At 72.9% G+C, this 23,691-nt stretch carries 21 protein-coding genes and 1 pseudogene; 5 read left to right on the forward strand and 17 right to left on the reverse strand.

The window, feature by feature from the left end:
* Positions 1 to 45: 45 nt before the first annotated feature.
* The 4 genes from ACKUU6_RS27390 to ACKUU6_RS27405 all read right to left on the reverse strand — a co-directional run bounded on the left by ACKUU6_RS27390 (position 46) and on the right by ACKUU6_RS27405 (position 3,889).
* Positions 46 to 900, reverse strand: a complete 855-nt coding sequence (locus ACKUU6_RS27390; RefSeq protein WP_407991240.1) for a carbohydrate-binding protein — start codon at positions 898 to 900, stop codon at positions 46 to 48.
* Positions 901 to 1,008: 108 nt separating this feature from the next.
* Entirely contained in the window at positions 1,009 to 1,896 is an 888-nt protein-coding gene (locus tag ACKUU6_RS27395) for a helix-turn-helix transcriptional regulator (protein ID WP_407991241.1), read from the reverse strand.
* Between the two features lie 53 nt (positions 1,897 to 1,949).
* Positions 1,950 to 2,519, reverse strand: a complete 570-nt coding sequence (locus tag ACKUU6_RS27400; RefSeq protein WP_407991242.1) for a HutD family protein — start codon at positions 2,517 to 2,519, stop codon at positions 1,950 to 1,952.
* A gap of 113 nt (positions 2,520 to 2,632) precedes the next feature.
* Entirely contained in the window at positions 2,633 to 3,889 is a 1,257-nt protein-coding gene (locus ACKUU6_RS27405) for an MFS transporter (RefSeq protein WP_407991243.1), read from the reverse strand.
* A gap of 167 nt (positions 3,890 to 4,056) precedes the next feature.
* Between ACKUU6_RS27405 and ACKUU6_RS27410 the strand changes: the two genes are divergently transcribed.
* On the forward strand, positions 4,057 to 5,301 hold the full coding sequence (locus tag ACKUU6_RS27410) for an ROK family protein (RefSeq protein ID WP_407992255.1): 1,245 nt from the start codon (positions 4,057 to 4,059) through the stop codon (positions 5,299 to 5,301).
* Here the strand turns inward: ACKUU6_RS27410 and ACKUU6_RS27415 are convergent, their stop codons facing one another.
* Both ACKUU6_RS27415 and ACKUU6_RS27420 read right to left on the reverse strand, forming a co-directional pair.
* Positions 5,302 to 5,688 (reverse strand): VOC family protein, encoded by a 387-nt coding sequence (locus tag ACKUU6_RS27415; RefSeq protein ID WP_407991244.1) that lies wholly within the window; start codon positions 5,686 to 5,688, stop codon positions 5,302 to 5,304.
* A gap of 131 nt (positions 5,689 to 5,819) precedes the next feature.
* Positions 5,820 to 6,005: a hypothetical protein gene (locus ACKUU6_RS27420; protein WP_407991245.1), complete on the reverse strand. Its 186-nt coding sequence runs from the start codon at positions 6,003 to 6,005 to the stop codon at positions 5,820 to 5,822.
* 176 nt (positions 6,006 to 6,181) lie between these two features.
* Between ACKUU6_RS27420 and ACKUU6_RS27425 the strand changes: the two genes are divergently transcribed.
* The 4 genes and pseudogenes from ACKUU6_RS27425 to ACKUU6_RS27440 all read left to right on the forward strand — a co-directional run bounded on the left by ACKUU6_RS27425 (position 6,182) and on the right by ACKUU6_RS27440 (position 9,551).
* Positions 6,182 to 7,042 (forward strand): PhzF family phenazine biosynthesis isomerase, encoded by an 861-nt coding sequence (locus ACKUU6_RS27425; RefSeq protein ID WP_407991246.1) that lies wholly within the window; start codon positions 6,182 to 6,184, stop codon positions 7,040 to 7,042.
* Positions 7,043 to 7,307: 265 nt separating this feature from the next.
* Positions 7,308 to 7,574: pseudogene (locus ACKUU6_RS27430) on the forward strand (RNA polymerase sigma factor); the annotation flags it as partial.
* Between the two features lie 324 nt (positions 7,575 to 7,898).
* Positions 7,899 to 9,002 carry a PLP-dependent cysteine synthase family protein gene (locus tag ACKUU6_RS27435; protein WP_407991247.1) on the forward strand — a complete coding sequence of 368 codons (1,104 nt, stop codon included), beginning with the start codon at positions 7,899 to 7,901 and terminating at the stop codon, positions 9,000 to 9,002.
* Positions 9,003 to 9,047: 45 nt separating this feature from the next.
* A complete protein-coding gene (locus ACKUU6_RS27440; protein WP_407991248.1) occupies positions 9,048 to 9,551 on the forward strand; it encodes a GNAT family N-acetyltransferase in 504 nt (167 codons plus the stop codon).
* An 8-nt stretch (positions 9,552 to 9,559) separates the two neighbouring features.
* Here ACKUU6_RS27440 and ACKUU6_RS27445 read toward each other — a convergent pair whose 3' ends face one another.
* The 11 genes from ACKUU6_RS27445 to ACKUU6_RS27495 all read right to left on the reverse strand — a co-directional run bounded on the left by ACKUU6_RS27445 (position 9,560) and on the right by ACKUU6_RS27495 (position 23,596).
* Entirely contained in the window at positions 9,560 to 10,360 is an 801-nt protein-coding gene (locus ACKUU6_RS27445; protein ID WP_407992256.1) for a DeoR/GlpR family DNA-binding transcription regulator, read from the reverse strand.
* A gap of 93 nt (positions 10,361 to 10,453) precedes the next feature.
* Complete coding sequence (locus ACKUU6_RS27450) at positions 10,454 to 12,847, reverse strand: right-handed parallel beta-helix repeat-containing protein (protein WP_407991249.1); 2,394 nt, start codon at positions 12,845 to 12,847, stop codon at positions 10,454 to 10,456.
* A 92-nt stretch (positions 12,848 to 12,939) separates the two neighbouring features.
* The gene (locus ACKUU6_RS27455) at positions 12,940 to 13,794 is read right to left on the reverse strand and encodes an MOSC domain-containing protein (protein ID WP_407991250.1); all 855 of its coding nucleotides are present in this window, start codon (positions 13,792 to 13,794) and stop codon (positions 12,940 to 12,942) included.
* A 191-nt stretch (positions 13,795 to 13,985) separates the two neighbouring features.
* The gene (locus ACKUU6_RS27460) at positions 13,986 to 14,633 is read right to left on the reverse strand and encodes a DUF6643 family protein (RefSeq protein ID WP_407991251.1); all 648 of its coding nucleotides are present in this window, start codon (positions 14,631 to 14,633) and stop codon (positions 13,986 to 13,988) included.
* Positions 14,634 to 14,987: 354 nt separating this feature from the next.
* A complete protein-coding gene (mscL, locus tag ACKUU6_RS27465) occupies positions 14,988 to 15,431 on the reverse strand; it encodes a large conductance mechanosensitive channel protein MscL (protein ID WP_407991252.1) in 444 nt (147 codons plus the stop codon).
* Positions 15,432 to 15,631: 200 nt separating this feature from the next.
* Positions 15,632 to 16,846 carry a DegT/DnrJ/EryC1/StrS family aminotransferase gene (locus tag ACKUU6_RS27470; RefSeq protein ID WP_407991253.1) on the reverse strand — a complete coding sequence of 405 codons (1,215 nt, stop codon included), beginning with the start codon at positions 16,844 to 16,846 and terminating at the stop codon, positions 15,632 to 15,634.
* The gene (locus tag ACKUU6_RS27475; RefSeq protein ID WP_407991254.1) at positions 16,833 to 18,350 is read right to left on the reverse strand and encodes a hypothetical protein; all 1,518 of its coding nucleotides are present in this window, start codon (positions 18,348 to 18,350) and stop codon (positions 16,833 to 16,835) included. Before ACKUU6_RS27475 ends, ACKUU6_RS27470 begins: the two co-directional genes overlap by 14 nt.
* The gene (locus ACKUU6_RS27480) at positions 18,350 to 19,399 is read right to left on the reverse strand and encodes a GNAT family N-acetyltransferase (RefSeq protein WP_407991255.1); all 1,050 of its coding nucleotides are present in this window, start codon (positions 19,397 to 19,399) and stop codon (positions 18,350 to 18,352) included. The genes ACKUU6_RS27475 and ACKUU6_RS27480 overlap by 1 nt, the downstream gene beginning before the upstream one ends.
* Before the next feature lie 39 nt (positions 19,400 to 19,438).
* Entirely contained in the window at positions 19,439 to 20,539 is a 1,101-nt protein-coding gene (locus ACKUU6_RS27485) for a glycosyltransferase (protein WP_407991256.1), read from the reverse strand.
* Entirely contained in the window at positions 20,536 to 22,266 is a 1,731-nt protein-coding gene (locus tag ACKUU6_RS27490; RefSeq protein WP_407991257.1) for a tyrosine-protein kinase family protein, read from the reverse strand. The genes ACKUU6_RS27485 and ACKUU6_RS27490 overlap by 4 nt, the downstream gene beginning before the upstream one ends.
* A 190-nt stretch (positions 22,267 to 22,456) precedes the next feature.
* Entirely contained in the window at positions 22,457 to 23,596 is a 1,140-nt protein-coding gene (locus tag ACKUU6_RS27495) for a glycosyltransferase family 4 protein (RefSeq protein ID WP_407991258.1), read from the reverse strand.
* Between the last annotated feature and the right edge of the window lie 95 nt (positions 23,597 to 23,691).

Consider the following 23,691-nt stretch of genomic DNA (forward strand, 5'->3'; position numbering starts at 1 on the left):
GGTTGATGGGCAACCCATTTGCCGGTCGGCCGGGCGTGCCCCGGGCTAGAGGCGGCGCCAGAGGGCGGGCACGTTCGGGGGTTCCCAGCCGACCATGGAGGTGTGGCCCTGGAGGCACTGGTACGACGCGCCGCCGTAGCTCACCCGGTCGCCCGGCCGGTAGGCGGTGCCGGGAGCCCAACTGCCGCCGGTCGGTGTGGCGGTGGGGCTGCTGGAGGAGGTTGGGGTGGGCGTCGGGGTCTGCGGGACGTTCAGGACGAAGTCGAAGGTGCCCTCCCGGCCGGATTCGATCTGCCGGACGTTCATCAGGAGCCGGGCGTCGAAGATGGTGTCGGTGTTGTTGCGAGGCTCGCCCGGGAAGTACAGCTGGGTGGTGAGCACCGGCCGCCCGGGGGCCTGGGCCTTGACGTGGATGTGCCGGGTGCGTCCCGGATAGAGGCCCGGCACGATCGTGCTCAGAGTGAACGCGCCCTGGGTGTTGGTGAACTGGTGGCCCCGGAAGGTGAAGCCGGTGTTGTCGTAGGCGCCGTTGTCGTCGGCCTGCCAGAAGTCCAGCAGCACGTTGGCGATCGGCAGGCAGGCGGAGCCGAAGACGTACCCGCTGACGGTGAGCCGGATGCCCGGGGTGCCTGCCGTCACCAGTGAGGTGCGCAGCGGGGAGTTCGGCTTGAAGTACGGGCCCTCGGTCTGCGGGACGGTCGGCTCGTCACCGTCGTCGCAGTCGGGGGTGAGCTCGGGAGCAGAACCCGTGCCGCGCCGGTCGCGGGCGAGTGCGGTCCCGGCGCCGAACAGCAGTGGCGCCGCACCGGCGACGGTCACAGCCTTCAGCAGCGTCTTGCGACTCAACGGGCGCTCAGGTACGGCGGTTTCGTGCATCTTGGGTTCGTCGTTTCGGGACATGGGGGTCTCCTGGGGGACGGGCGAGGGCATGGCCGCTGTGGGGGCGCGGCCATGCCGGGCTCATGACAGCCGACGGTGCCGGGAGCGGCGCGGCGGCCAGCAGTGAACCTACGGGCCGTCCGGGGCAGCCGCGATGGACTCCAGGCGGGGATCGTGGTGATTTCCTCCGGCGTTGCCCCGGAACTCCCCGGGCGTCATCCCGGTCTCCCGCCGGAAGAACCGGCAGAAGTACGCCGGATCGCCGAAGCCGCACTCTTTCGACACCTGGCGGACCGTCAGATCCGTTCGAGCGAGCAGGAGTTTGGCCGTCAAGGTCTGCTGCTGGCGGATCAGCCGGCCGGGCGTACGGCCGGTGGCCTGTTTGACCAGCGAGTGCAGGTGGCCGGCGGATACGCCGAGCTGCCGGGCGCAGTCCGTCACCGAACGGCCTGGCTCGGCAATCAACTGCCGGAACGAAGCCACCAGTTCGTCCGTACGACCTGGTGTCACCGGTCCCGCGCCCGACGACGAGGCGCGCAGTGCGCGGATGATCAGGATGTGCAGATACGAGCGCAGCACGCCCGAGTATCCGTCGGCCAGCATCCGGTACTCCCGGTCCAGTTCGTGTATCAGGGCAGGAAGTTCTTGGTCGGCGCCGGTCAGTCGCAGCCACGGCCGGCCGGCCAGGGTGCGCAGTGCGGTGACGTCCTCCGGATGGGAGAGCAGGAAGTCCTCGTTGAAGAGCAGTACCTGCCCGGTGAGGCCGTCCACCTCGTCCCAGTAGTGCACCTGCCCCGGCGCGATCACGCACAGGTGCGGCGGGTCGAGCGGCCAGTGCGCCAGGTCGACGACGTGGGTGCCGCGCCCGCCCGTGACGTGCACGATCTCGTAGAACGAGTGCCGGTGCGGAAAACCGGCCCGGGACAGCTCCCCGATGGTGTCGAACGACCCGATGGCGAACGGTAGTACCTGCGGCTCGGGCACCATCAGCCCGTGCACGGGGAAGTCGATGCTCATCGCAGCAGTCTGCGGCCGCAACCCTCAAGAGGTCCAGACCACAGGGCGGGACCTCAGGCGCTCCGACGGATCGTCACCACCGCCGTGTGGCCCTCCACGTGGAGCAGGTGCTCGCCGGGGTCGGAGAGCAGGACGGCGTCGAAGCGACCCAGCGGGAGGCCCGCCGAGTCGAGTTCAGCTCCACCGGAGAGGCAGACCAGCAGGACCACCGCGTCCGCCGGGACGGTGAAAGCACGCCGCCCGTCCGCGATCTCGACCTCGGCGGCGGCCCGCCCCCGACGCGACATCACGTTGAAGTCCACCACCGGGCCGCCGAGCAGCTCGCAGCCGGTCTCGGCGTCACCGGGGAAGGCGAACGGCCTGAACGGTTCGGCGAGCCGGTGCTCGGTGCCCGCCACCGTGAGAGCCATCCCCGCGCCTTCGACCACGGTGATCACCCGGTCGACGCCCTCGAACCGGGAGAACGGACCGCCCTGCGCCACGTCCGCCAGACTCACCCGCCAGTGGAAGTCGGCCAGCCCGGCTCCGGTCGGGTACCCCGCCACCTCGCGGGTGATGCCACCGCCGTTCAGCCATGGGGTGGCCGGGCGCTGGTCGGCGCGGAGTACCTGAACCATCGTCATCTGCCTGCCTCGCTGGTCGGGCCCGTCCGGCCGGGGCAGCCGGGGATCGGTGGTCCCAGGGTAGGTGCTGCTCTCCGGCACGGGAGCAGGGCACCGGACCACGGATCGACGCGTCAGCGGGCGGTGGGCCTCGGGCGGACCAGCAGTGACAGGGTGGCGGCCAGCGCGGCCGCTGCGGCGACGCTGGTGAGGGCGAGCGGGAGGCTGGTGGCGTCCGCGAGGAAGCCGATCACCGGCGGTCCGATCAGCATGCCCGCGTAGCCGAGGGTGGAGGCGGTGGCGACGCCCTGCGGTCCGCCCGCCGCGCCGGCCGCGGCGAGGGCGAGCGGGAAGATGTTGGCCAGGCCCAGGCCGATCAGGACGAAACCGGCCAGCACCAGCGGGACGGCGGGGGAGAGCGCGGCGACCAGCATGCCGGCGGCAGCGGTCAGTCCGCCGAAGAGCATCACCCGGGTCTGCCCGGCCCGTACGGAGAGCCAGGTGCCGCCCAGCCGCCCGGCGGTCATCGCGAAGGCGTACGCGGCGTAGCCGGTGGCGGCCAGTCCGGCGCTCGCGTGCACGTCGTCGGTGAGGTGGAGGGTGGCCCAGTCGGCGAGTGCGCCCTCGCCGTAGGCGTCGCAGAGGGCCACCAGGCCGAGCAGGAGCACCAACAGGCGGGCGTTCCGGGCGGGTTGGCGGCTCCGGGTGGCTACGACGGGCCTGGCGGTGGTGGCGGTCGGGGTGGTGGCGGTGGAGGTCGTGGTCGCGGGGGTGGAGGTCCGGAGCAGGGCGACGCCGGTGATCACGGTGACCAGCAGGCCGAGCGCGCCGCTGAGGGTCAGGGCCCAGGTGGTGTCGAGGGTGTCGGCGAGCAGTCCGCCGACGGCTGCGCCGAGCAGTCCGCCGAGGCTGTAGCCGGCGTGGAAGCTGGGCATGACGGGGCGTCGGAGTTGGACCACCAGGTCGACGGCGGTGCTGTTCATGCTGACGTTGGCGGCGCCGTAGGCCGCACCGAAGAGCAGCAGTACGGCGCCCAGGCCGAGCACCGAACCGGTGTGCGCGGGCAGCGGCACGGCGAGGCTGAGGGCGGCCAGCGAGGCGACGGTGACCGGGCGGCTGCCGTACCTGACGCAGAGCCGGCCGATCAGCGGCATGGTCACGACGGCACCAGCCGAGAGGCAGAGCAGCGCCAGGCCGAGTGCGCTGTGCGTGGCGTGCACCTGGGCGCGGACGTCGGGGATCCGGACCACCCAAGCGGCGAACAGGAAGCCGTCGACGGCGAAGAAGGCGGTCAGGGCGATCCGGGCGGTGGTCCAGACGGGTGCCGGCGCGAGGCCGACCGGGTGGTTGTCGGCGGTTGAACGGGCGCGAGTTTTGTTTAGGAGCGGCACAAAAGCAGAATAGGGGTGTGCCGCACACACCTACAAGTCCGCACCGCTCCGGCGAGGACCCCCGCAGCTCCGTTCCCGCCGGGCCGTCACCCCGGCGTTCCCCGGACGGCGAGGAGCGCACCGGGGCGCGGGCGGGCGGTTCCGCGCTCTCGGCCGCACTTCCGCGCCTGGCCGCCGCCGAGAACTCCGGGGCCCACGCCCGGCGGGCCGCGCCCGACCGGGGGCGTACGCTGCTCGGCCCGGCGCTCGCGCTGGTGCACACCGGGCAGGCGCCGACCCGGTCCGCGCTGACCAGCGCGCTGGAGGTGACCAGAGCCACGGCCGGGGCGGTGAGCGCCGAACTGGAGGCCCTCGGCCTGATCACCGTCGACTCCAGCCCGGCGGGCGGCGGACGTGGGCGTCCCTCGCACCGGCTGGCCGTCGACCCCGCAGGGCCGGTGGTGATCGCGGCCCAGATCCACGCGGACGGACTGAGCCTCGCGCTGGTCGGCCTCGGCGGCCGGCTCGAACCGCCCGTCCACCTGCCGCTGCCCGCGGCCACCGGTCCGGCCCGGATGCTGCGCGCCGTCGCCGAGGCCGGGGCCGAACTGGCCCGGGCCAGCAGCCGACGGTGCCTCGGCACCGCCCTCGCCCTGCCCAACCCGGTCACCGAACCGGACGGCACCGCGCTGGTGGCCCTGCACTTCGCCTGGCCGAGCGGTACGCCGGTGGCCGACCTGTTCGCCGAGGAGGTGCGCAAGGCGGACCAGGGCCCACGCGCCCTCGACCCGTTCCCGAGCGCGGTGGCCAACGACGCCAACCTGGCCGCACTGGCCGAACACCGGCACGGCGCCGGGCGCGGTGCCAGGCACCTGCTGCTGGTGACCTCCGGCCACCGGGGCGTCGGCGGGGCGCTGGTGATCGACGGCCGGCTGCACACCGGCAGCGCCGGACTCGCCCTGGAGGTCGGTCATCTGACGGTGGATCCGCAGGGGCGGCCCTGTCTGTGCGGCAACCGTGGCTGCCTCAACTCGGAGACCGACCCCGAGGCCCTGTTCGCCGCTGCCGGACGTACCCCCGACCCGGACCGGCCGCTGCTCGCCCAGGCCCGTGAACTGGCCCGGTCGGTCGACGGCGACCCGGCCGCCCGGACCGCCGTCGACCACGTGGTGGACCGCCTCGGCCTCGGCCTGGCCGGGTTGGTCAACATCCTCAACCCCGACCGCATCGTGCTCAGCGGGCTGCACCTCGACCTGCTCGCCGCCGCCCCCGACCGGTTGGCCTCGGTGGTCGCCGAGCGCTGCCTCTGGGGCCGCAGTGGCCGGGTGCCGATCGTGTCCGCCGAGGTCACCCACGCGGGGCTGGTCGGCGCCGGCGAGCTCGCCTGGGCGCCGTACCTGAATGACCCCCAGTCGGTGCTGGCGGTCGGTTGATCAGCCCTTGACGTCCTCCGGGTACCAGCGCAGCTCGACCACGTTGCCGTCCGGGTCCTGGACGTAGACCGACTCGGCGCTGCCCCGGGCGCCGTAGCGCCCGACCGGGCCTTCGATCACGGTGAGGGCACCGGAGTCGATGACTTCCTGCCAGTCCAGTGGCTCGACGACCAGGCAGAAGTGGTCGACGTTGGACCCGCCGCGCTCCCGGGCGACCAGGTCGATGATGGTGGTCGGGCTGACCCGCACCGACGGGAACGACACCTTGCCGGCCCGCCACTCCTCGACCCGCACCGGGGCCAGGCCGAGCGGCCCGCAGTAGAACTCCAGGGCCCGCTCGACGTCCTGGACGTTCAGTACCAGGTGGTCGAAATCCTTGACGCGCATGACGCACTCTCCCCGCTTGATGATCATCGGTCAGCGGGAGCCTAACGCGGCGTCAGGGCGGAGGGAACGGGAATGTCGGCCGACGTCGAACATTCGTCGGCAGGGGTCCGGTTGGTGCCGGCTGGTGTCGTTCAGGCGGTCCGGCGCACCGTGAAGCGCGGGCGGCGGACGGACCGGGACCGCCGCGGCTCGTGCCGCGGGAGGGTGGCCAGGCGGTCGGCTTCGTGGCCGGAGACGCGCTGCGGGGAGCCGGAGCCGTCGTCCGTCTCGGCGTAGAGACCGGCGATGGTGGTGGCGAGAACTGCGAAGCCGCTCATGGTTTCTGTCCCTTCGTCGTGTGGTGTGTCCAGCCTGACCGGTCGTCATGACGGGGGGTTTGCCAAGGGGTCTCCACCGTGTGCCGGGCGGTGGCGGCCGGGTTAAACCTCGGTGTCCGCGACGGCCCCGGTGTTACCGGGGAATCGACCGCCCCCGGGCCGCGTTGCCGACGGTCATGACCGACAACGTGCCTGAGGTGCTCCGATACGCCGCCTTCACCGCCGACCCGGCTGGCGGCAACCCCGCCGGTGTGGTGCTCGATGCGACGGGCCTCGACGACATCGCCCAACTCGCGATCGCCGCCGAGCTCGGCTATTCGGAGACCGCCTTCCTCACTCCGGGGTCGTCCGAACGCAGCTTCGCGGTGCGCTACTTCAGCCCGCTGGCGGAGGTCCCGTTCTGCGGGCACGCCACCGTGGCCACCGCCGTCGCGCTGGCCGAACGGATCGGCCCCGGTGAGCTGCTGTTCGAGACCGGCGTCGGCCCCGTCCCGGTCACGGTCGTGGCCGGCCCCGACGCTCTGGAGGCGACCCTGACCAGCGTCGAGCCGCACGTCCTGACCGTCCCGGAGGCCGACGTGGCCGAGGCGTTGGCGCTGCTCCACTGGTCGGCCGCCGACCTTGACCCCAGCCTGCCGCCCCGGATCGCGTACGCCGGTGCCCGCCACCTGGTCCTCGCCGCCGCCACCCGCGCCCGGCTCGCCGACCTCGCGTACGACTTCGACGGCCTGGCGCGCTACATGACGGACCGTGAGCTGACCACCCTCCAACTGGTCTGGCGCGAGTCGGACACGGTCTTCCACGTCCGCGATCCCTTCCCGGTCGGCGGCGTGGTCGAGGACCCGGTCACCGGCGCGGCGGCCGCCGCGTTCGGCGCCTACCTCCGCGAGCTCGGCGAGACCACCCCCGCAGCAGTCCTCACCCTCCACCAGGGCCAGGACCTCGGCCGCCCCGGCCGTCTCCGGGTCGAACTTCGTGCGGGCGACCCCCGCGTCCGGGTCAGCGGTACGGCGGTCCGCATCCCCGCTGCGGAGTAGCGGCGGGTGAGGGAGCGCAACGCCGTTTCCGGTACGAGCCCGGATCGCACTGCGGTCCGGGCTCACGTCGTGAATCCTTTCCGGGCCTCCCCGCCTCCCATCCCTGTGACCGGCCGCACGGGCCGGGTCCGTAGAGGAGGAGAAGCACCATGGTCGTCGGCATCGCGGTGATCGGCACGCTGCTGGTGGGTGCGTGCACCTGGCACCTGACGAGGCTCAGGAGGAAGCGGACCTGACGAGCGCCCGCCGGATGCGAGGAGGAGACATGAACCGAAGACACCCCTGGCCGGACGAGCGGCTGATCGAGGCCGCCCAGGCAGGCGACGTCGCGTCACTCACCGCCGTCGTCACGGAGTCACAGCCCCACGTACGCAAGTTCGCCCGGTCCCTGTGCGCCTCGCCGCAGGACGCCGAGGACGCGGCGCAGGAGGCGCTGATCATCCTGTACCGGAAGATCGGCAGCCTCCGGGCGACGGGCGCACTCGCGTCCTGGGTGTTCCGGATCGTCCGCAACGAATGCCTTCGGCAGCTGACGGTCTCCCGTGGCCGTCTGCAGCGCGAGTGCGTGGACGGGGTGTGCAGCCTCACCGCTGTGCGGCGCCCGGTTCCGGGAGCCTGAACGCGCTTCGTCCGGTCCGCCTCGATGCGTCGCCCGGACGCGAGCGGGTCAGCCGACGGGCTCGGGTGCGGTGAGAAGGTGAGGGCCTCGCGGCCGCCTCCCCTTGCTGCGCCCGCCCGTCCGCCCGAGGGGCGATAAGGGGAAGCTGGGGGCGGCAGTAAAGTTACTTATTGTAGTAATCGGTTACACTCGGTATCGCCCGCGGGAGTTGACCGCGATACCGAGGAGAGCAGCGCGATGGCCAGCCAGAGCACGGACGTGGACCGTACCGACCCGGCGTACCGGGCGTGGCTCAAGGAGGCGGTGCGCAAGGTCCAGGCCGACGCGAACCGGTCGGCCGACACGCACCTGCTGCGCTTCCCGCTGCCGGAGGAGTGGGGGATCGACCTCTACCTCAAGGACGAGTCGACCCATCCGACCGGGAGCCTGAAGCACCGGCTGGCCCGGTCGCTGTTCCTGTACGCGCTGTGCAACGGCTGGATCAGGCCGGGGAAGCCGGTGATCGAGGCGTCGAGCGGTTCGACGGCGGTCTCGGAGGCGTACTTCGCGAAGCTGATCGGGGTGCCGTTCGTCGCGGTGATGGCGAAGACCACCAGCCAGGCCAAGATCGATCTGATCGAGTTCCACGGCGGCGAGTGTCACCTTGTCGACAATGCCTGTGAGGTCTACGAGGTCTCGGCGGAGCTGGCCGAGCAGACCGGTGGGCACTACATGGACCAGTTCACGTACGCCGAGCGGGCCACCGACTGGCGGGGCAACAACAACATCGCCGAGTCGATCTTCGCCCAGCTGCGGCTGGAACCGCACCCGGAGCCGGCCTGGATCGTCGCCACGGCGGGGACGGGCGGCACCTCGGCCACCATCGCCCGGTACGTGCACTACCTGCAGCACGACACCCGGATCTGCGTCGCCGACCCGGAGAACTCGTGTTTCTTCGAGGGCTGGGTCGACCACAACCCGGACGCCACCTGCGACCGGGGCTCCAGGATCGAGGGGATCGGCCGGCCCCGGATGGAGCCGAGCTTCGTGCCCGGGGCGATCGACCGGATGATGAAGGTGCCGGACGCCGCGTCGATCGCCGCGATGCGGGTGCTGGAGCAGGTGCTCGGCAAGACGGCCGGGGCGTCGACCGGGACGGGGCTGTGGAGCGCGCTGCGGATCGTCGCCGAGATGCGGGCCGCCGGGGAGCGCGGCAGCGTGGTTACGCTGATCTGCGATCCGGGCGACCGGTACCTGGACAAGTACTACTCGGACGACTGGCTGGCCGGCCAGGGCATCGACATCGCCCCGTACGAGGTGGAGTTGGAGCGCTTCCTCAAGGGTGAGGGCAGTCTGAGCTGATTAACCGTTGGCGCCCGGTGCCGGTCGGATGATAGTCAGTGCGCCATGGATGATCTTCACACCACCCGTCTGACCCTGCACCCCTTCACCCCCGAGGAGGCCGCGCGGGTGGCCGCCGGCGAACCCGGACCCACCGACGTCTGGGCGCCCGGCTACCCCGCCGAGGGGGAGAGGACCGGCGCCCGGATCTTCCTGAACGGCTGTCAGGACGGCAATGACCCGCACCCGTTCGGGAACTTCGAGATCCGCCGCCGTGAGGACGGCGCCGCGATCGGCGGCATCGGCTTCCATGGCGGCCCGGACGAGCGGGGTGCGGTCGAGGTCGGGTACGGACTGACCGAGTCCGCCCGTGGCCAGGGGTATGCCACCGAGGCGGTGCTCGGGGTGCTGGCGCACGCCAGGTCGGCCGGTGCGCTGGTGTTCCGGGCGGAGACCACGGTGGACAACCCGGCTTCGCAGGGCGTGCTGCGCAAGGCCGGCCTGACGTTGGTCCGCACGGACGGCGACGCGCTGCACTTCGAACTGCCGCTGGTGGACGCTGCGCGGTAGCGGGCGGCTCAGTCCGCGACCAGGAGTTCGCGCAGCTGCGTCCGGGCCTCGGCGGCGGCCGGGGACGGGAGGCCCGGGTCGGTGACCCAGCTGTCCACGGCGCTGAGCGGGGCGATGGTGGAGAGCGCGACCACGCCCCACTTGGTGTGGTCGGCGACCACCACGGTGCGGCGGGCCGAGTCGATCAGGGCGCGGTTGGTCTCGGCCTCGGCCAGATTGGGGGTGCTCAGGCCGGCTTCGGCGGAGAGGCCGTGGGCGCCGAGGAAGAGCAGGTCGAAGCGGAGCGAACGGATCGCACGGTCGGCCACCGGGCCGACCAGGGCGTCGGAGGGGGTGCGGACGCCGCCGGTGAGGATCACGGTGGTGTCGGCGCCGGTGCCCTGACGGCGGGCCCGTTCGAAGACCTCGGAGACCGGCACCGAGTTGGTCACCACGGTCAGCCGCTCGATCTCCAGCAGGTGCCGGGCCAGGGCGTAGGTGGTGGTGCCGCCGGAGAGGGCGATCGCGCTGCCGGGGGTGACCAGGGCGGCGGCGGCCCGGGCGATCTGCTCCTTGGCGGAGGGCTCCAGCGAGGACTTGGCCTCGAAGCCGGGCTCGTGGGCCAGCGGGGCGCCGGGCGCGACCGCACCGCCGTGCACCTTCTCGACCGCTCCGGTCCTGGCCAGCGCGTCCAGGTCCCGACGGATCGTCATGTCGGACACGTTCAGTCGCTGCGTCAGCTCGTTGACCCTGACCCCGCCGCGGCGCCGGACCTCGTCGAGGATCAGCGCGCGGCGCTGCTCGGCCAGCAGGTTGCTGGTGTCGGACATCTGCACGGCCTTTCGCTGGATCACCCGCACCATCCTGTCAGATCGTCAGACCGGTGCGGGTGCGTCAGACCGGGGTCGGCTCGTCGGAGTGGCTCACATCGTCAGGCCGACCCGGGGCGGGGGCACCGGCAGATCGGCCGGCACCAGCAGCTGGAGCTCCTCGGTGGACGGGTCGGCCAGCTGGGCCACCCGCATCGCGTGCCGCTCCACCATGGTCTCGAAGACCTGCCTGGCGGTCCGGCCGTTGCCGAAGCCGGGGCCGCGCTCCAGCCCGGCGAAGTGCTCCAGCAGGGCACCCTCGGTCGCCCCGGCCAGGGCGTACTCGTGCTCGGCGCACTGCGAACGGGCGATCTCCAGCAGCTCGGCGGCGGTGTAGTCCGGGAAGGTGACGGTCCGGGAGAACCGGGAGGACACACCGGGGTTGGCGCTCAGGAAGCGCTCCATCTCGGCGGTGTACCCGGCGACGATCACGACCACCTCGTCCCGGTGGTCCTCCATCAGTTTGACCAGGGTGTCGATCGCCTCCCGGCCGAAGTCCCTGGCGCCGTCCTCGGGCGCCAGCGCGTACGCCTCGTCGATGAAGAGCACCCCGCCCCTGGCCCGGTCGAAGGCGGCCTGGGTACGGATCGCGGTGGAGCCGATGTGCTCGCCGACCAGGTCCACCCGGGCGACCTCGACCAGGTGGCCCTGCTGGAGCACGCCGAGGGAGGCGAGGATCTCGCCGTAGAGCCGGGCCACCGTGGTCTTGCCGGTGCCGGGGGAGCCGGTGAAGACCAGGTGGCGGCGGAGCGAGGGTGCCTTCAGCCCGGCCTGCCGGCGGCGGCGGCCGACCGAGATCAGGTCGATCAGGGTGCGCACCTCCTGCTTCACGGTGGCCAGGCCGATCAGCGACTCCAGCTCGGCCAGCGCCTCGTCGGCCGGTCGGCAGTCGGGGATCGGGGCGATCGCGGCGGCCACCGGGGCGGCGGCGGTGGTGAGTTGGGCGGTCCTGGGGGCCGGTAGCTCCGGCGCGGCCGGGGCCACGTCGTCGGAGACGCAGCCCTCGGTGACCGGGCCCGGCTCGGAGAACTCGAAGCCCGCCTGCTCGTTCTGCTCGGCCCGGCAGCGGGTCAGCGCGGTGCGGCAGCCGTCCAGCACGTAGAAGCCGAAGCCCTTGCCGTGCGAGACCCGGCAGTCGGTGAAGCTGCCCCGGCCCTGGGCGAAGACGTAGACGGCGGCCTCGACCGCGCCGCGTACCGTGCAGTCGGAGAGCTCGGGGTCGGCGCCCTTGGTGACGATCACCCCGGTGCTCACCTCGGAGATCTCACAGCCGGTCAGCTGCCCGCCGCTGCCGTGGTCGCGGAACCAGAGCCCGGTGCCGGCCTCCTGGATCCGGCAGTCGGCCAGCGCCACCGTGGCACCGCCGCTGACCGAGACCGCCGAGCTGCCGATCCGGCTGAACGAGCAGTCCCGCGCGGTCACCCGGGAGCCCTGGTCGAGTACCGAGAGGGCGTCCCGCAGATCGTGCAGTGAGCAGTCGGTGAGGGTGAGTTCGGCTCCGGCGCAGACCCAGACGGCGGGGAAGTCGCTGCTGCTGGAGTGGATCTCGCTGGCCACCGCCTCGGCCCGGGTGCCTGGCTCCCAGACCGAGAGAGCGCCCCGGCCGAAGTCCTGCAGGATGCTCTTCTCCAGGTGCAGCCGGGAGCCCCGGCGCAGGTCGGCGGCGTTCTCCGGCAGGTCGTGCACCCGGCAGCCGGTCAGGGTCAGCTCGGCGCCGGTGTCCAGGGTGAGGCCGTTGCCGGTGACCCGATGGATCTCGCAGTCGGTCAGCCGTCCGGTCGCCTGGGACTCGGCCTGGACGCCGCTGCCGCGGATCTCGTAGATCTCGCAGCCGGTCAGTTCGGCCGAGCTGCCCTGCTCGGCGAGCAGCACCCCGGCGCCGCCCGCGTGGTGCACCCGGCAGTTGGTCAGCCGGGCGCTCGCACCGTCCAGCACGGCCAGCCCGGCCTGCGCGGAGGAGGCCAGTTCGGTGTCCTCGGCCAGCAGGACGGCGCCGGAGCGCAGCCGTACGCCGAGGCCGCTCGGGTTGTGGACGGTGCAGCCGCGCAGCACCGCCTCGGCGCGGTCGGTGAGTTCGATGCCGACGGCGGCCGCGGTCTCCACCCGGCAGCCGGTGAGCTCGGCGGTGGCGTCCGGGCCGGTGATCAGCACCGCGGGAGCGGTGGTCTCGCCGCCCTCGATCACCAGGCCGTGCACCCGGGCGGCGGCGGTGACGGTCAGCGGCACGCCACCGGGCGGGCTGATCCGGACGCTGCCGGGGCCGTCGGCGGGGCGCAGCTCGACGGCCTTGTCGAGCAGCACGTTCTCCCGGAAGGTGCCCGCGCGCAGGGTCAGCGTGTCGCCCGGCTCGGCGGCGGCGACCGCCTCGGCCAGGGTCTCGTACTCGCCCGCGCGGCGCCGCCAGCGCGAGGCGCTGTCCTGCGTGACCCGGACCCTGTACTCACCCATGACGACCTCTCAGTCAACAGCCTGCGCGGTTGCCACACCCCGGTACAACGAGCGAGCAGGTTTTCGGTTCCGACGCGTCAGTGCCCGGCGGATCACTCCAGGACGGTCAGCTCGTCGCCGAGGTACAGGGTGCCGAGCAGGCCGGTGGAGCCTTCGGGCCGTTCCGGGATCAGGTTCTGGCCGAAGACCAGCTTCTGGCCGATCCGGTGGTGCCGGCCGAGCGCACGCAGTGGCTCGGGGCCGCGGCGGACACCGGTCTCCTGGTCGGTGGTGGTGACCAGGCAGCGGCCGCACGGCTTGACCACCCGGAAGGTGAGCCCGCCGATGGCGACCCGGTGCCAGCCGTCCTCGGCCCAGGCCGCGGTGCCGTCGACCACCAGGTTGGGGCGGAACCGCTCCATCGGCAGGGCCGCCGCGCTGCTCTCGTCGTCGGGGTGGTCCTCGGCGATCCGGGCGTTCAGCTCGTCGAGCGAGCCGGTGGTGGCGAGCAGCAGCGGGTAGCCGTCGGCCATCGACACGGTGTCGCCCGGGCCCGCGTACGAGGGGTCGACCGGCCGGCTCAGCGGGTCGTCCAGGTGCACCAGCCGGACACCGGGGAAGTAGCCGGCGAACCAGTCGTTGACGGCGGGGGAGGCCAGTGCGGTCGCGAAGAGGGTGCCGAACACCTCGGCCTTCACCTGGGGGTCGCCGGCCTCCGTGGCCGGTGCGGCCACCTCCACCCGGGCGCCGTCCGGGGCCGTGACGGTCAGCGAGCCGTCCGGCGAGGGCAGCACCCGGAACTGGCCGAGGGTCGGCTCGTCCCGCTGGGTGACCGCCCGGCCGCTCTCGTCCACCAGCATCCAGCGCCGGTCGCCGAGCAGGCCCCAGGGTTCGACCTGGGCGCTCTCCGGGCTCAGCCGGTAGGCGGACTTGAGCGGGTAGAGGTGCAGTCCCGTGAGCTGTGGCATGGGCCCATCCTGCCAGTTGTCAGGGCGGCTCCGTACGAGGGCCGCCGCCTCGGGGCCGCCCCGCCGCCGGAGCACGCGCGAGGGCCGCCCGGACCGTGGTGCGACGTGGTCCGGGCGGCCCTCGGGACGACCGTGGTGCCCTGCTCCGTCCGGCTCCCCCCTGGGGCCGGGCCGGTGGTGCGGCGGCTGGGTCAGTAGGCGTTCCCCTGGTAGCCGGGCTGCGGGTACTGGCCCTGCTCGGCGTACTGCGGGCGTTGCTGCTGGACCGGGCGGACCGGGGCCACCGGCGCGGCCGGGCGGAGCTGGTTGCCGCCGAAGCTCTGGTCCTGGTAGCCCTGCGCGCCCTGGCCGTTGAAGCCCTGCTGGCCGCCCTGCGGGGCGAAGTTCGGGGCGGTGGCGTAGCCCTGCGCACCGAAGGCCTGGCCGGCCTGCTGGTACTGCTGGAAGCCGGGACCGGGTGCCGCCGGGCGCTGCTGCTGCCCGCCGTAGCCGGGGAGCGGCGGCTGCGGGGCGGCGGCGTACGTGCCGGGGCCCGGCTGGGCCGGGATGTACTGGGTGGCCGGGCCACCACTGCTCGGGCCCGGGCCCAGCGCGAGCCGGGCCGGCGGCAGCGCGGGCAGGTTGCTCACCGGGCTGTCGAAGCCCGGATTGCCGTACCCGGAACCATAGTTGCTGCCGTAGCCGTAACCGGAGGAGGCCGGGGGGAGTGCGGCCGGCACGTTGATGGGGGCGATCTGCGGGACACCGCGCTCTGCGACCAGGCTGTCGTAGATGGGCGTGCCGGAGCTGAAGGACGGAGAGGGGTAGCCGACTCCGTCGTAGGAGCGGGGCGAGGTCATGGGGCATACCGTAAGCCCACAATGCGCCTGCTGAGGAGAGTGGGAGGTGTAGGAGTTCCAGTGTTTACGTACTCTTCGCCAGAACAACTCACTCGAAAGTATGACGATCGGACATTTCGCCGTCGCTTTCCGGCCAATCAGGGGTTGCGGTAGCGGGCTGACGGGGGGTCGAACAGTCGGCCAACGGGTCGTGTCCGGGTGTGGTCGTGAATCCGGCGACCCGCCGAGGGCGCGTGCCGGCATTCCGTGAGCCCCTGGGGCACGATCCGGACCCTGTTCCGGGCGGGACCTGATCCGGACAGGCCGCGGCCCGGCAGTGTGCGGCTGCCGGGCCGGACGGGGCGCCGTGCGGGTCTAGCGCGAGGCGAGCGCCTGGGCCGGGAAGCCGGGGCGGCCCGCCAGCTCCGAGGTGCAGTGCGAGCAGCGCACGGCGGCGGCCGGGATCGAGCTCAGGCAGTCCGGGCAGTCGGTCTTGGCCACCGGGACGTCCTTGACCGGCTCGAACCGCGCCTGCAGCCGGCCGACCGGGAGCACCACCGCGAAGTAGATCACCGCGCTGATCAGCACGAAGCTGATCAGGGCGTTCAGGAACGCACCGTACGGGAAGCTGGTGCCGCCGATCTCGAAGGAGCGCTTGCTGTAGTCGCCGACGGCGCCGGTCGCGACACCGAGCAGCGGGGTGAGGAACGCCGTGACGAAGCCGGTGACGACGGCGGTGAAGGCCGCGCCGATCACGATACCGACCGCGAGGTCCACGACGTTTCCGCGCAGCAGGAAGCTGCGGAATCCCTTGAACACCGGGAACTCCAAACGATGAGTAGGCCGGGAGACCGGCCGGGAGAGGGTGGGGCCAGCAGGCCCAGCGGGTCATTCTGCACACCCAAACCCCTTGTGGTCCAAGTGAGTTCACCCTATCCGCCTAATCGCCGCACCCCCGTGCGAGGCCCGAAAGGGCTTGCCGCCCGGCGCGTCGTACACCGGGCGGCAGGCCGGTGGCCTCAGAGCCCGGCAGCGCGCAGGCGCTCCGCATACGGCTGGATCCGGACCACCGCCTCGGCGGTCCTGCGCACCGTCGCGGCGTCCATCTGGGTCCACAGCGGCACGGTCAGCACGGCGGCGGCCAGCCGGTCGGTGACCGGCAGCGCCTCGGCCTGGCCGAGGTGCGCGTACGCCTGCTGGCGCTGCACCGGCGGGTGGAAGTAGCGCCGGGTGTCGATCCCCTCCGCCTTGAGCGCCCTGGCCAGCTCGTCCGCGGTGAGGCCGAAGGTCTCGGCGTCCAGGATCAGGGTCAGGTCCTTGAAGGTGGAGACGTCACCCTCCTCGGGCAGCGCCAGCCGCAGCCCGGGCAGCCCCGCGGTGGCCCGGGCGAACTCGGCGACCAGCGCACCCCGGTGGGCCACCCGCTCGGGCAGCCCGGCGAGCCAGGTCAGCCCGACCGCCGCGTGCAGCTCGCTCATCCGGGCGTTCAGACCGGGGAAGAGGGTGTTGTAGTCGCCCGGGTTGCCGTAGTCCCGGCCGTGCCGCAGGGTCTGCGCGAGCGCCGCGTCCCGGGTGGCGACCAGACCGCCCTCGCCCGCCACCGCGACCTTGGTCGGGCTCATGCTGAACACCTCGGCCAGGCCGAAGTTGCCCACCGGCACGCCCTTGCGGCTGGAGCCGAAGCCGTGCGCCGCGTCGTAGACCAGCGGCAGTCCGGCCGCGTCGGCGATCCGCTGCAACTCCTCGGTCTGGCACGGCGTTCCGTAGACGTGGGTGGCCATCACGGCGGCCGACCGGTCGGCGGCCTTCAGCCGGGCCTCGGCGTCCGCCGGGTCGAGCGTGATGTCCGCCTCCCTGGCCTCGGCGAACAGCGGTGTGCCGCCCGCCCAGTGCGCGGCGTGCGCGGTCGCGGAGAAGGTGAAGCCCGGCATCAGTACCGGCCGGCCGCCGCCCACCCCGGCGGCCTGGAGCACCAGCATCAGCCCGGCGGTGCAGTTGGAGACCGCCACCACGTGCGGCACGCCCAGCAGTTCGGCGGCGCGCTGCTCCAGCTCGGCCACCGTCCGGCCGTTGGTCAGCATGCCGCTGTCGAGCACGGCGCCGAGCCGCTCCAGCAGTCCGGCCCGGTCCGGCACCTGGACCCGGGTCAGCGGCAGTCCTTCGGGGAAGGCGGGCGTGCCGCCGAGGAAGGCGGGTGAGTCGGTGTCGGTGAACGGAGCGTCAGTGGAAGTCATGGTCGGGTCGATCCCCCCTGGGTCGAGGTGGTGGCTGGGACGGGCCGCCCGGACCGCCGACGCGGGCCGGGCGGAGCACGGTGGTCGGCGGGCGGGGACCCCACTGCCCGGGCTGCACCCGCCAGACCGGCGGGCGGCTGCGCCTGCGGGTCACCTGGCGGTCGCCCTCGGGCCTGGGCACGGCCAGCAGGACGAGCACCAGCGGCAGCACCTGGACCCGCTCGCGGGACAGGATGCCGAGGTTGTTGATGGTCGAGAACGCCCAGCAGAACAGCAGCGTGTACACCAGCGCGAAGGCTATGTACGAGCGGCGCAGGAAGAGCCGGGGCAGCTGCCGCATCCTCGGCCAGCCCCGAATGAACATCACCAGCAGGGCGAAGCACTCCACCGACTGGAACAGGCTCTGGATGTTGGACGCCTCGAACGGGAACGGCCGGAACAGCACACTGACCACGGCCATCGGCAGCCCGGCCGGATTGAGGCTGAAGGCAGGGGCGGCGTCCTCGGTGGGTGCCTGGTTGATCACCGAATTGCCCTGCGAGGTGCGGCGGGAGGTCTCCGAGAGCACCTGGTTGACCGAGTCGCCACTGCCGCCGGTGGTGCCGAAGAAGGTGTTGACCTGTTGCAGCATCAGCATCACCATCGCGCCCAGCACCACCACCGTCACCACCATCCGCAGCGGCCCCAGCGCACTGACCTGCTTGGGCCGCTTGCGCAGCACGTACGCCACGGTGAGTCCGGCGCCCGCCAGCACGGTGACGTGCGGGCGGACCATCGCGGTGCCCAGCGAGCCGAGCGCGATGAAGAGGAAGGCCCCGAACCTGCGGTCCAGGAGGCGGGCCACGCCGTAGGTGGTCAGGCCGAGACAGAACATCATCCAGGCGTCCTTGCCGATGCTGGACGGCCAGAACAGCAGCGAGGGCAGGAAGAAGACCAGCTTGGCGTAGCGCCGGGTGTCCGCCTCGGGAAAGGCGATCTGGAGGGCCCGCCAGAACAGCAGCAGCCCCCAGAAGCCGAGCCAGGAGAACACCAGGAAGCCGCCCACCAGGGACGGTCCGGTGATCGCGTAGACCACCCCGGTGACGATGATGACGAAGCCGGTGCCGGCGACCTTCATACCGAGGTCGTAGTGGAAGCCCGCGGAGAAGTCCGCCTGGTCCAGGAAGAGCGCCAGCTCGCTGCCCTTCTGGTGGTACATCTTGGCGTCCGCCGCGCCGCCGTACAGCACGAAGGCCATCAGATAGCGGGGGAAGGCGCAGAGTAGTTTGAGCGCCATCGCCAGCATCAGCAGGCGGAAGATGTCCCGCTCCGGGTTGGCGGCGGCCACCCGCGCCAGGATCGGGGTGCCGATCGCCATCAGGGCCGGCAGCACCAGCAGCGCGCCCCAGGTGTCGTAGCTGGTGTGCACCATGGCCAGCACGAAGACGGTGACGTACCCGAGCACCAGGGTCCCGGCCACCACGGAAGGCCAGGGGACCTGCCGGAGCAGCGGGTGCCGGCCCATCAGAAGACCTCCAGGTCACCGAGGGTGAAGCGGAACTCCGCCGTGCCAGGGGGTGGTTGGCCCGCCGTAGTCCTGGCGGCCAGCCGGAGGCCGGTGCGCGGTGCGCGCAGGTAGCCGAGCCGGACGGCGGCCCGGGCAGCCTCGGTGCCCGGTGCCAGGTGGGTGGCCACGTGGTCCCCGCCGGCCCGGGCCGCCGCGCGGAGCAGCCGGGCGGCGGTCTCGCCGTCACCGGGCCTGACGATCAGGTCGGAGAGGGTGAACTCGACCAGCGGGCCGCGCCGTCGGGGCCGTCCGAACGCCACTCCGGCCAGCTCACCGCCCCGGTGACAGGTGATCACCCGGTAGTCCAGGCCCGGCGCATCGCCGTACCGCCAGCGCAGGAACTCCTCGGTGCGCGGCACGGCGATCCGGGTGTCCGGTACGTCGGCCGCCGCGCGCTCACGGAGCAGCCCGGCGAGCGGCTCGGTACCGAACCAGTCAGCCGCCGTGGGAAGTTCGCAGTCCACCGGGCCGACGGCGGCGCGGCGCCGGGTGAGTGCGGCGCGGGCGCCCCGGGCGAAGGAGAGCGGCCGGGCCACCCGCAGGGTGACCGGAACCTGGCCCAGGTCCTGCCAGCCCATCCTGAGGTAGCCGGGCAGGCTGTTGCCGTTCGGTGTGTTGAAGACCAACTCCGCCTCGGGAGTGACCTGTTCGAGCAGCTCGGTGGTCAGGCGGCGGAAGACGCCCCGGCCCTGGAAGTCCGGATGGGTGGCGGTGTCCACCGGGCGGACGGCCCGGAGCACCTGCCCGGCGCGCTGCCACTCCCAGCGCAGGAACAGTCGGACGCCGACGATCCGGCCCACCGGGGTGACGGCCACCAGGCCGGGGCTGGCACCGAACGGGTTGCGGCGGTGCTTCCAGTCGAAGAACTCGGCTGTCCTGGTACCGGTCGGGCCGCCCGCCAGTGAGGTGGTCAGCAGGGCCAGCACGGCGGCGTCGTCGGCCCGGGTGAGCGGACGGCAGGTCAGCTCGTCGGTTTCGAACCGGGCTTGCTCGGGACTGGCGCTCACGGTGGTGGTCTTCCTCTCGGAGGGGCGGGGCGGGCGAGGTCAGGACCCCAGCACCTGCTCGTACACCTGCTCGACGGCCCGCTGGGCCCCCGCCACGTCGAAGCGCTCCGCGCGCAGCCGGGCGGCCGCGCCCAGGCGCTCGCGCAGCCTGGCGTCCCCGGCCAGCCGCCCGAAGGCGTCGGCCAGGCCGGCCGGATCGCCGGGCTCGACCAGGAAGCCCTCGCCGCCGTCTTCCAGCACCTCGGGCATCCCGCCGACCCGGGTCACCACCGAGGGCAGGCCGCTGGTCATCGCCTCCATCAGGGCGACCGGCAGACCCTCCTGGCGGGAGCTCAGGGTGAACACGTCGAACCCGGGCAGCAGTTCGGGCACATCCGCCCGGGAGCCGGCGAACACCACGCCCTCACCGGCGGCTGCCCGCAGCTCCGCTTCCAGCGGACCGGAGCCGATCAGCACCAGCCTGGCCCCCGGGTGCTGCTCGCGGAGCAGGCCGAAGGCGGTCAGCAGGGTGGCCTGGTCCTTCTTCGGGGTGAAGTTGGCGACCGTGCCGATCACCAACGCGTCAGGGGGCAGAGCAAGTTCGGCCCGCGCGTGGGCCCGGGCCGCCGGCCCGACGGCCGCGCCGCCCAGATCGGGACCGTGGTGCACCACATGGACGAACTCACCGGCCCGCCGCCGGGCCGCCGGAATCGCCGCGGCCACCGCGTGCGAGACCGCGATCACGGCCCGATTGCGCCGGTACGTAAGCGAGTTGGCCCAGCGGGTAGCGGTCCGGTAGCGCTCCCAGACGTTGTGTTCGGTGTGCACCAGCGCCGGCCGCCGCCGGCCCAGGGTGAGCAGCCGGGCCGCCGCCGCCGGTACGGGCATGTGCGAGTGCACCAGGTGGTAGCGCCGCCGGGCCAGCAGTCGGGCCAGCCGCCACGGCCAGAGCCGCCCGGGTGCCGTGCCCAGGCAGTGCACCGTGACGCCCGCCGCCTCCAGCGCGGGCACCAGCGCGTCCTTCCAGGGCAGTACGTACGCGACCTCGATCTCGTACCGCTCCCGGTCCGCGTGGCGGGCGCAGTTGACCAGCAACTGTTCGGCGCCGCCCCGGCCCAGGCCCTTGGTCAGCCAGAGCACCCGAATCCGTCCTGCGGTCACCGGAGCTCGCCCTCGTGGCCGCCGGTGGCCGACTCGACGGTCGGGGGCACGGACGGCGACGGAGCGCGTCGGGCCCAGGTGGGGGAGGCGCGGTGCCGGGGTTCCTCGCGCTGCTGCTGGAGGGTTCCGGCCGGGCCGGGCACCCCGGGCTGGCCGCCGCCGTGCCCGCCGTCACGGTTGCGGCGGCCGGACGGGCCGAAGGTACCGAGCAGCGCCACCCCGGCCACCGGAACGCCCGTCCGGGAGAGCAACTCGCTGACTCGGTCGGCCTGTTCCGGTGTGACGTTGCCCGCCATCATGGTGACCAGCACCGCGTCAGCGTGCCGGACCAGGTCGTACGCGTCGTTGGCGTGCAGCAGCGGGGAGCTGTCGATCAGCACCACGTCCGCGTGCCGCCGGGCCCGGCGGAGCACCTCGCCCGCGCGCAGCACCAGGGCGGCGGGGTAGGCGGTGGTGTTGCCGCCGGTGATCAGATGGACGCCGTCCACGTTGGTCCGCCGGATCAGGTCGTCCAGCTCGGGCAGCTGCTCACCGCTGAGCAGCTCGGCCATCCCCGGGCCCTCGCCCACGCCGAACTGCACGTGCGCCTGCGGATGACGGAAGTCGCAGTCCAGCACCAGGACTTCGCGGCCGGTCTCGGCCAGGGCGGCGGCCAGGTTGGCCACCGTGGTGGTCCGTCCGTCGCCGCTGCGTCCTGACATCACCAGGATCACCGGCGCCGGCTGGGCCAGCCGCCGGGAGACCAGCTCGGCCGGGTTGAGATTGCCGTCGGCCAGCTGCGCGGCGAGCGCGGGCGGGCCGGTCAGCAGCAGGGTGGAGCGCAGCGAACGGAACGCCTCGGTGCCCGGGTCGGAGGGCCGGGCCACCACCAGCGGGTCGCGCAGCCGCCGCAGCCGCCGCGAGAGTTGCGGGATCTCACCGATCACCGGGAGGTTGAACGCCTCCTCCACCGCGTTGCGGGAGCGCAGCCGGGTGTCCATCCGGCTGAGCATCAGCGCGGCCACCACCCCCAGGGCCAGACCGAGCACCACCGCCAGGGCCAGCCGGACGCCCCGGTTCGGCGAGCTGAGCAGGTTGCCGCCGGCCTCCTTGGCGTCGATCGAGCCCCACTGCTGGATGGCGTCGGTCTGGCTGACGTTCTGCAGGTCGCTGATCGCGGTCAGGGTCTTGGTCAGCGAGGCCAGCGCCGCCGTCAACTGCGGCTGCAGCTTGGGCTGGTCGATCGGCTTGGCGGCGGAGAACTGCTGCTGGAACTTGTTGACCTGCTCCTGCTGGGTGGCCGCCTGGGCCTCCAGTCGCTTGATCGACTCGCCCGCGCTCTTCGCCGACTCCTGGCTGTAGCCGTTGATGATCGCCTCGGCGAAGGCGGCGGCGGTGTCCGCGCAGCCGTGCTGAGTCGGCCCGGTGACGGTGACGGTCAGCATCTGGGTGCTGGCCGCGGAGACCGAACGACGGGCCGCCAGCGCGGCCACGTCCGTGACACCGAGCTTCTTGGCGGCCGCGGTGGTGACGTCCGAGCCGGCGGCGTAGGAGAGCACCTGATCGGCCCGGACCGCCTCGCCCGAGCCCGCCACCGGAGTGATCGCCACCTTGCACTGCCACTTGCCGTTGTCGACGGTGTCGACCGCCGGTGTGAGCAGCAGACCGATGATCAGGGCCGCTGCGGTGCAGCCCGCCAGCAGGCGCCAGTAGCGGCGCAGGACCATGAAATGGCTAGCCGGTTCCACCGGTTGGTTCCCCTCGCGTTCGTGGTGCGTACGCCGTACGGAGCGGGCCGGGCCGGACGCGGGATCGGCTCCGTACGGTCGGTGGCGGCTCGCAGCCGCGCGACACCCCCCGACGTCGCCGACTCGCCCCGATACCCCCGGGGCTGATGCTTGCGGCACGTGACGTGCGGCGCAAGCACTTTGGCCAATCTCATCCCCGGCGCAGTGATCTTTCGTAGAACTCGACCATCTGACCGGAGACGTGGTGCAGGGTGAAACGCGTCAGGAACCTCGCCCGGGCCGCCTTCACGCGCAGCGCCGCCGCCGACGGGTCCCCGAGCGTCTCCAGCAGCGCGGCCGCCAGCTCGACCGGCCGCTCCGGCGGCACCAGCCGCGCGTAGTCCTCCGAGCCGACCGTCTCGCGGAGCGCTGCCACGTCGGCGCAGACCAGCGGGACACCGACCCCCATCGCCTCCATCGCCGCACTGCCCAGGCCCTCCCAGCGGGACGGCACCGCGAAGGCGTCGGACGCCGCCATCAGGTCGAACACGTCCGAACGCGGCCCCAGGAAGCGGACGTTGCCCGTGAGGTCGGCCAGCTTCCGCAGTCGCGGCGTCTCCGCGCCCGGGCTGCCCGCCAGCAGCAGCACCGCCTCGGGCAGCTCGGCCCGCACCTTCGGCCACGCCTCCAACAGGACGTCAAGACCCTTCTGGTACTGCTGCCTGGCCGCCGCCAGTACGACGGGCGTGTCCATGGCCAGCTCCAGGCCGTCCCGGACGGCGGCCCGCCGCTCGGGCGTCACCGCGCCGAGCACCTCGGGGTCGCGGCCGCGCGGCACCACGTCGATCCGGTCCGGCGAGACCCGCAGCCGACGGGCCATCACCTCGGCCACGTGCCTGGTGAGCGCGTGGAACCGGCGGGTGCCCTGCGCGGTCGCCGCGTCCACCGCCTGGGCGGCCCGCACCTTCCACGGGTTCAGACCGCGGGCGTGCAGGTGTTCCGGCCCGTAGGCGGAGTTGACCAGGCTGGAGACGACGGGGATCCCGCTGGCCAGCGCTGCGGAGCGGCCGAGCACGTCGGACTCGTACAGCGTGGTGTGCACCAGGTCCGGGCGTCGGCGGCGGACCAGCCGGCGGAGCGCGGCGAGTTCGCCGACCCGGCCCGCCGCGTGCACACCGAAGACCGTGGCACCGGCCTGGGTCAGCTCCGCCTGGAAGCCGCCCGGCGACTGCCGCAGGTACGCCACGTCCAGCTGGACGCCCGAGCGGACCAGCTGCGGTGCCATCGACACCAGACCCTGCTCGGCACCGCCGATCCGGCTCACGCTGTCGATCACATAGAGCACGTGCACAGCGGCAACCCCCAGCGAGACCCCCGGCGCAGACCCCCCCGGCCAACGCGCTCTGACAGACGGTCAGCATCCCAGGCCGGACAGGCTCGGCGCCA

The organism is Kitasatospora sp. CMC57, assembly GCF_045866025.2.
In the GTDB taxonomy this organism is placed as follows: Bacteria; Actinomycetota; Actinomycetes; order Streptomycetales; family Streptomycetaceae; genus Kitasatospora.

Excerpts from the sequence above, each read along its gene's own strand:
- ACKUU6_RS27390 (WP_407991240.1), bottom strand. The coding sequence starts at position 900 with ATGTCCCGAAACGACGAACCCAAGATGCACGAAACCGCCGTACCTGAG.
- ACKUU6_RS27395 (WP_407991241.1), bottom strand. The coding sequence starts at position 1,896 with ATGAGCATCGACTTCCCCGTGCACGGGCTGATGGTGCCCGAGCCGCAG.
- ACKUU6_RS27400 (WP_407991242.1), bottom strand. The coding sequence starts at position 2,519 with ATGACGATGGTTCAGGTACTCCGCGCCGACCAGCGCCCGGCCACCCCA.
- ACKUU6_RS27415 (WP_407991244.1), bottom strand. The coding sequence starts at position 5,688 with ATGCGCGTCAAGGATTTCGACCACCTGGTACTGAACGTCCAGGACGTC.
- ACKUU6_RS27420 (WP_407991245.1), bottom strand. The coding sequence starts at position 6,005 with ATGAGCGGCTTCGCAGTTCTCGCCACCACCATCGCCGGTCTCTACGCC.
- ACKUU6_RS27425 (WP_407991246.1), top strand. The coding sequence starts at position 6,182 with ATGACCGACAACGTGCCTGAGGTGCTCCGATACGCCGCCTTCACCGCC.
- ACKUU6_RS27435 (WP_407991247.1), top strand. The coding sequence starts at position 7,899 with ATGGCCAGCCAGAGCACGGACGTGGACCGTACCGACCCGGCGTACCGG.
- ACKUU6_RS27440 (WP_407991248.1), top strand. The coding sequence starts at position 9,048 with ATGGATGATCTTCACACCACCCGTCTGACCCTGCACCCCTTCACCCCC.
- ACKUU6_RS27445 (WP_407992256.1), bottom strand. The coding sequence starts at position 10,360 with ATGTCCGACACCAGCAACCTGCTGGCCGAGCAGCGCCGCGCGCTGATC.
- ACKUU6_RS27450 (WP_407991249.1), bottom strand. The coding sequence starts at position 12,847 with ATGGGTGAGTACAGGGTCCGGGTCACGCAGGACAGCGCCTCGCGCTGG.
- ACKUU6_RS27455 (WP_407991250.1), bottom strand. The coding sequence starts at position 13,794 with ATGCCACAGCTCACGGGACTGCACCTCTACCCGCTCAAGTCCGCCTAC.
- ACKUU6_RS27460 (WP_407991251.1), bottom strand. The coding sequence starts at position 14,633 with ATGACCTCGCCCCGCTCCTACGACGGAGTCGGCTACCCCTCTCCGTCC.
- ACKUU6_RS27470 (WP_407991253.1), bottom strand. The coding sequence starts at position 16,846 with ATGACTTCCACTGACGCTCCGTTCACCGACACCGACTCACCCGCCTTC.
- ACKUU6_RS27475 (WP_407991254.1), bottom strand. The coding sequence starts at position 18,350 with ATGGGCCGGCACCCGCTGCTCCGGCAGGTCCCCTGGCCTTCCGTGGTG.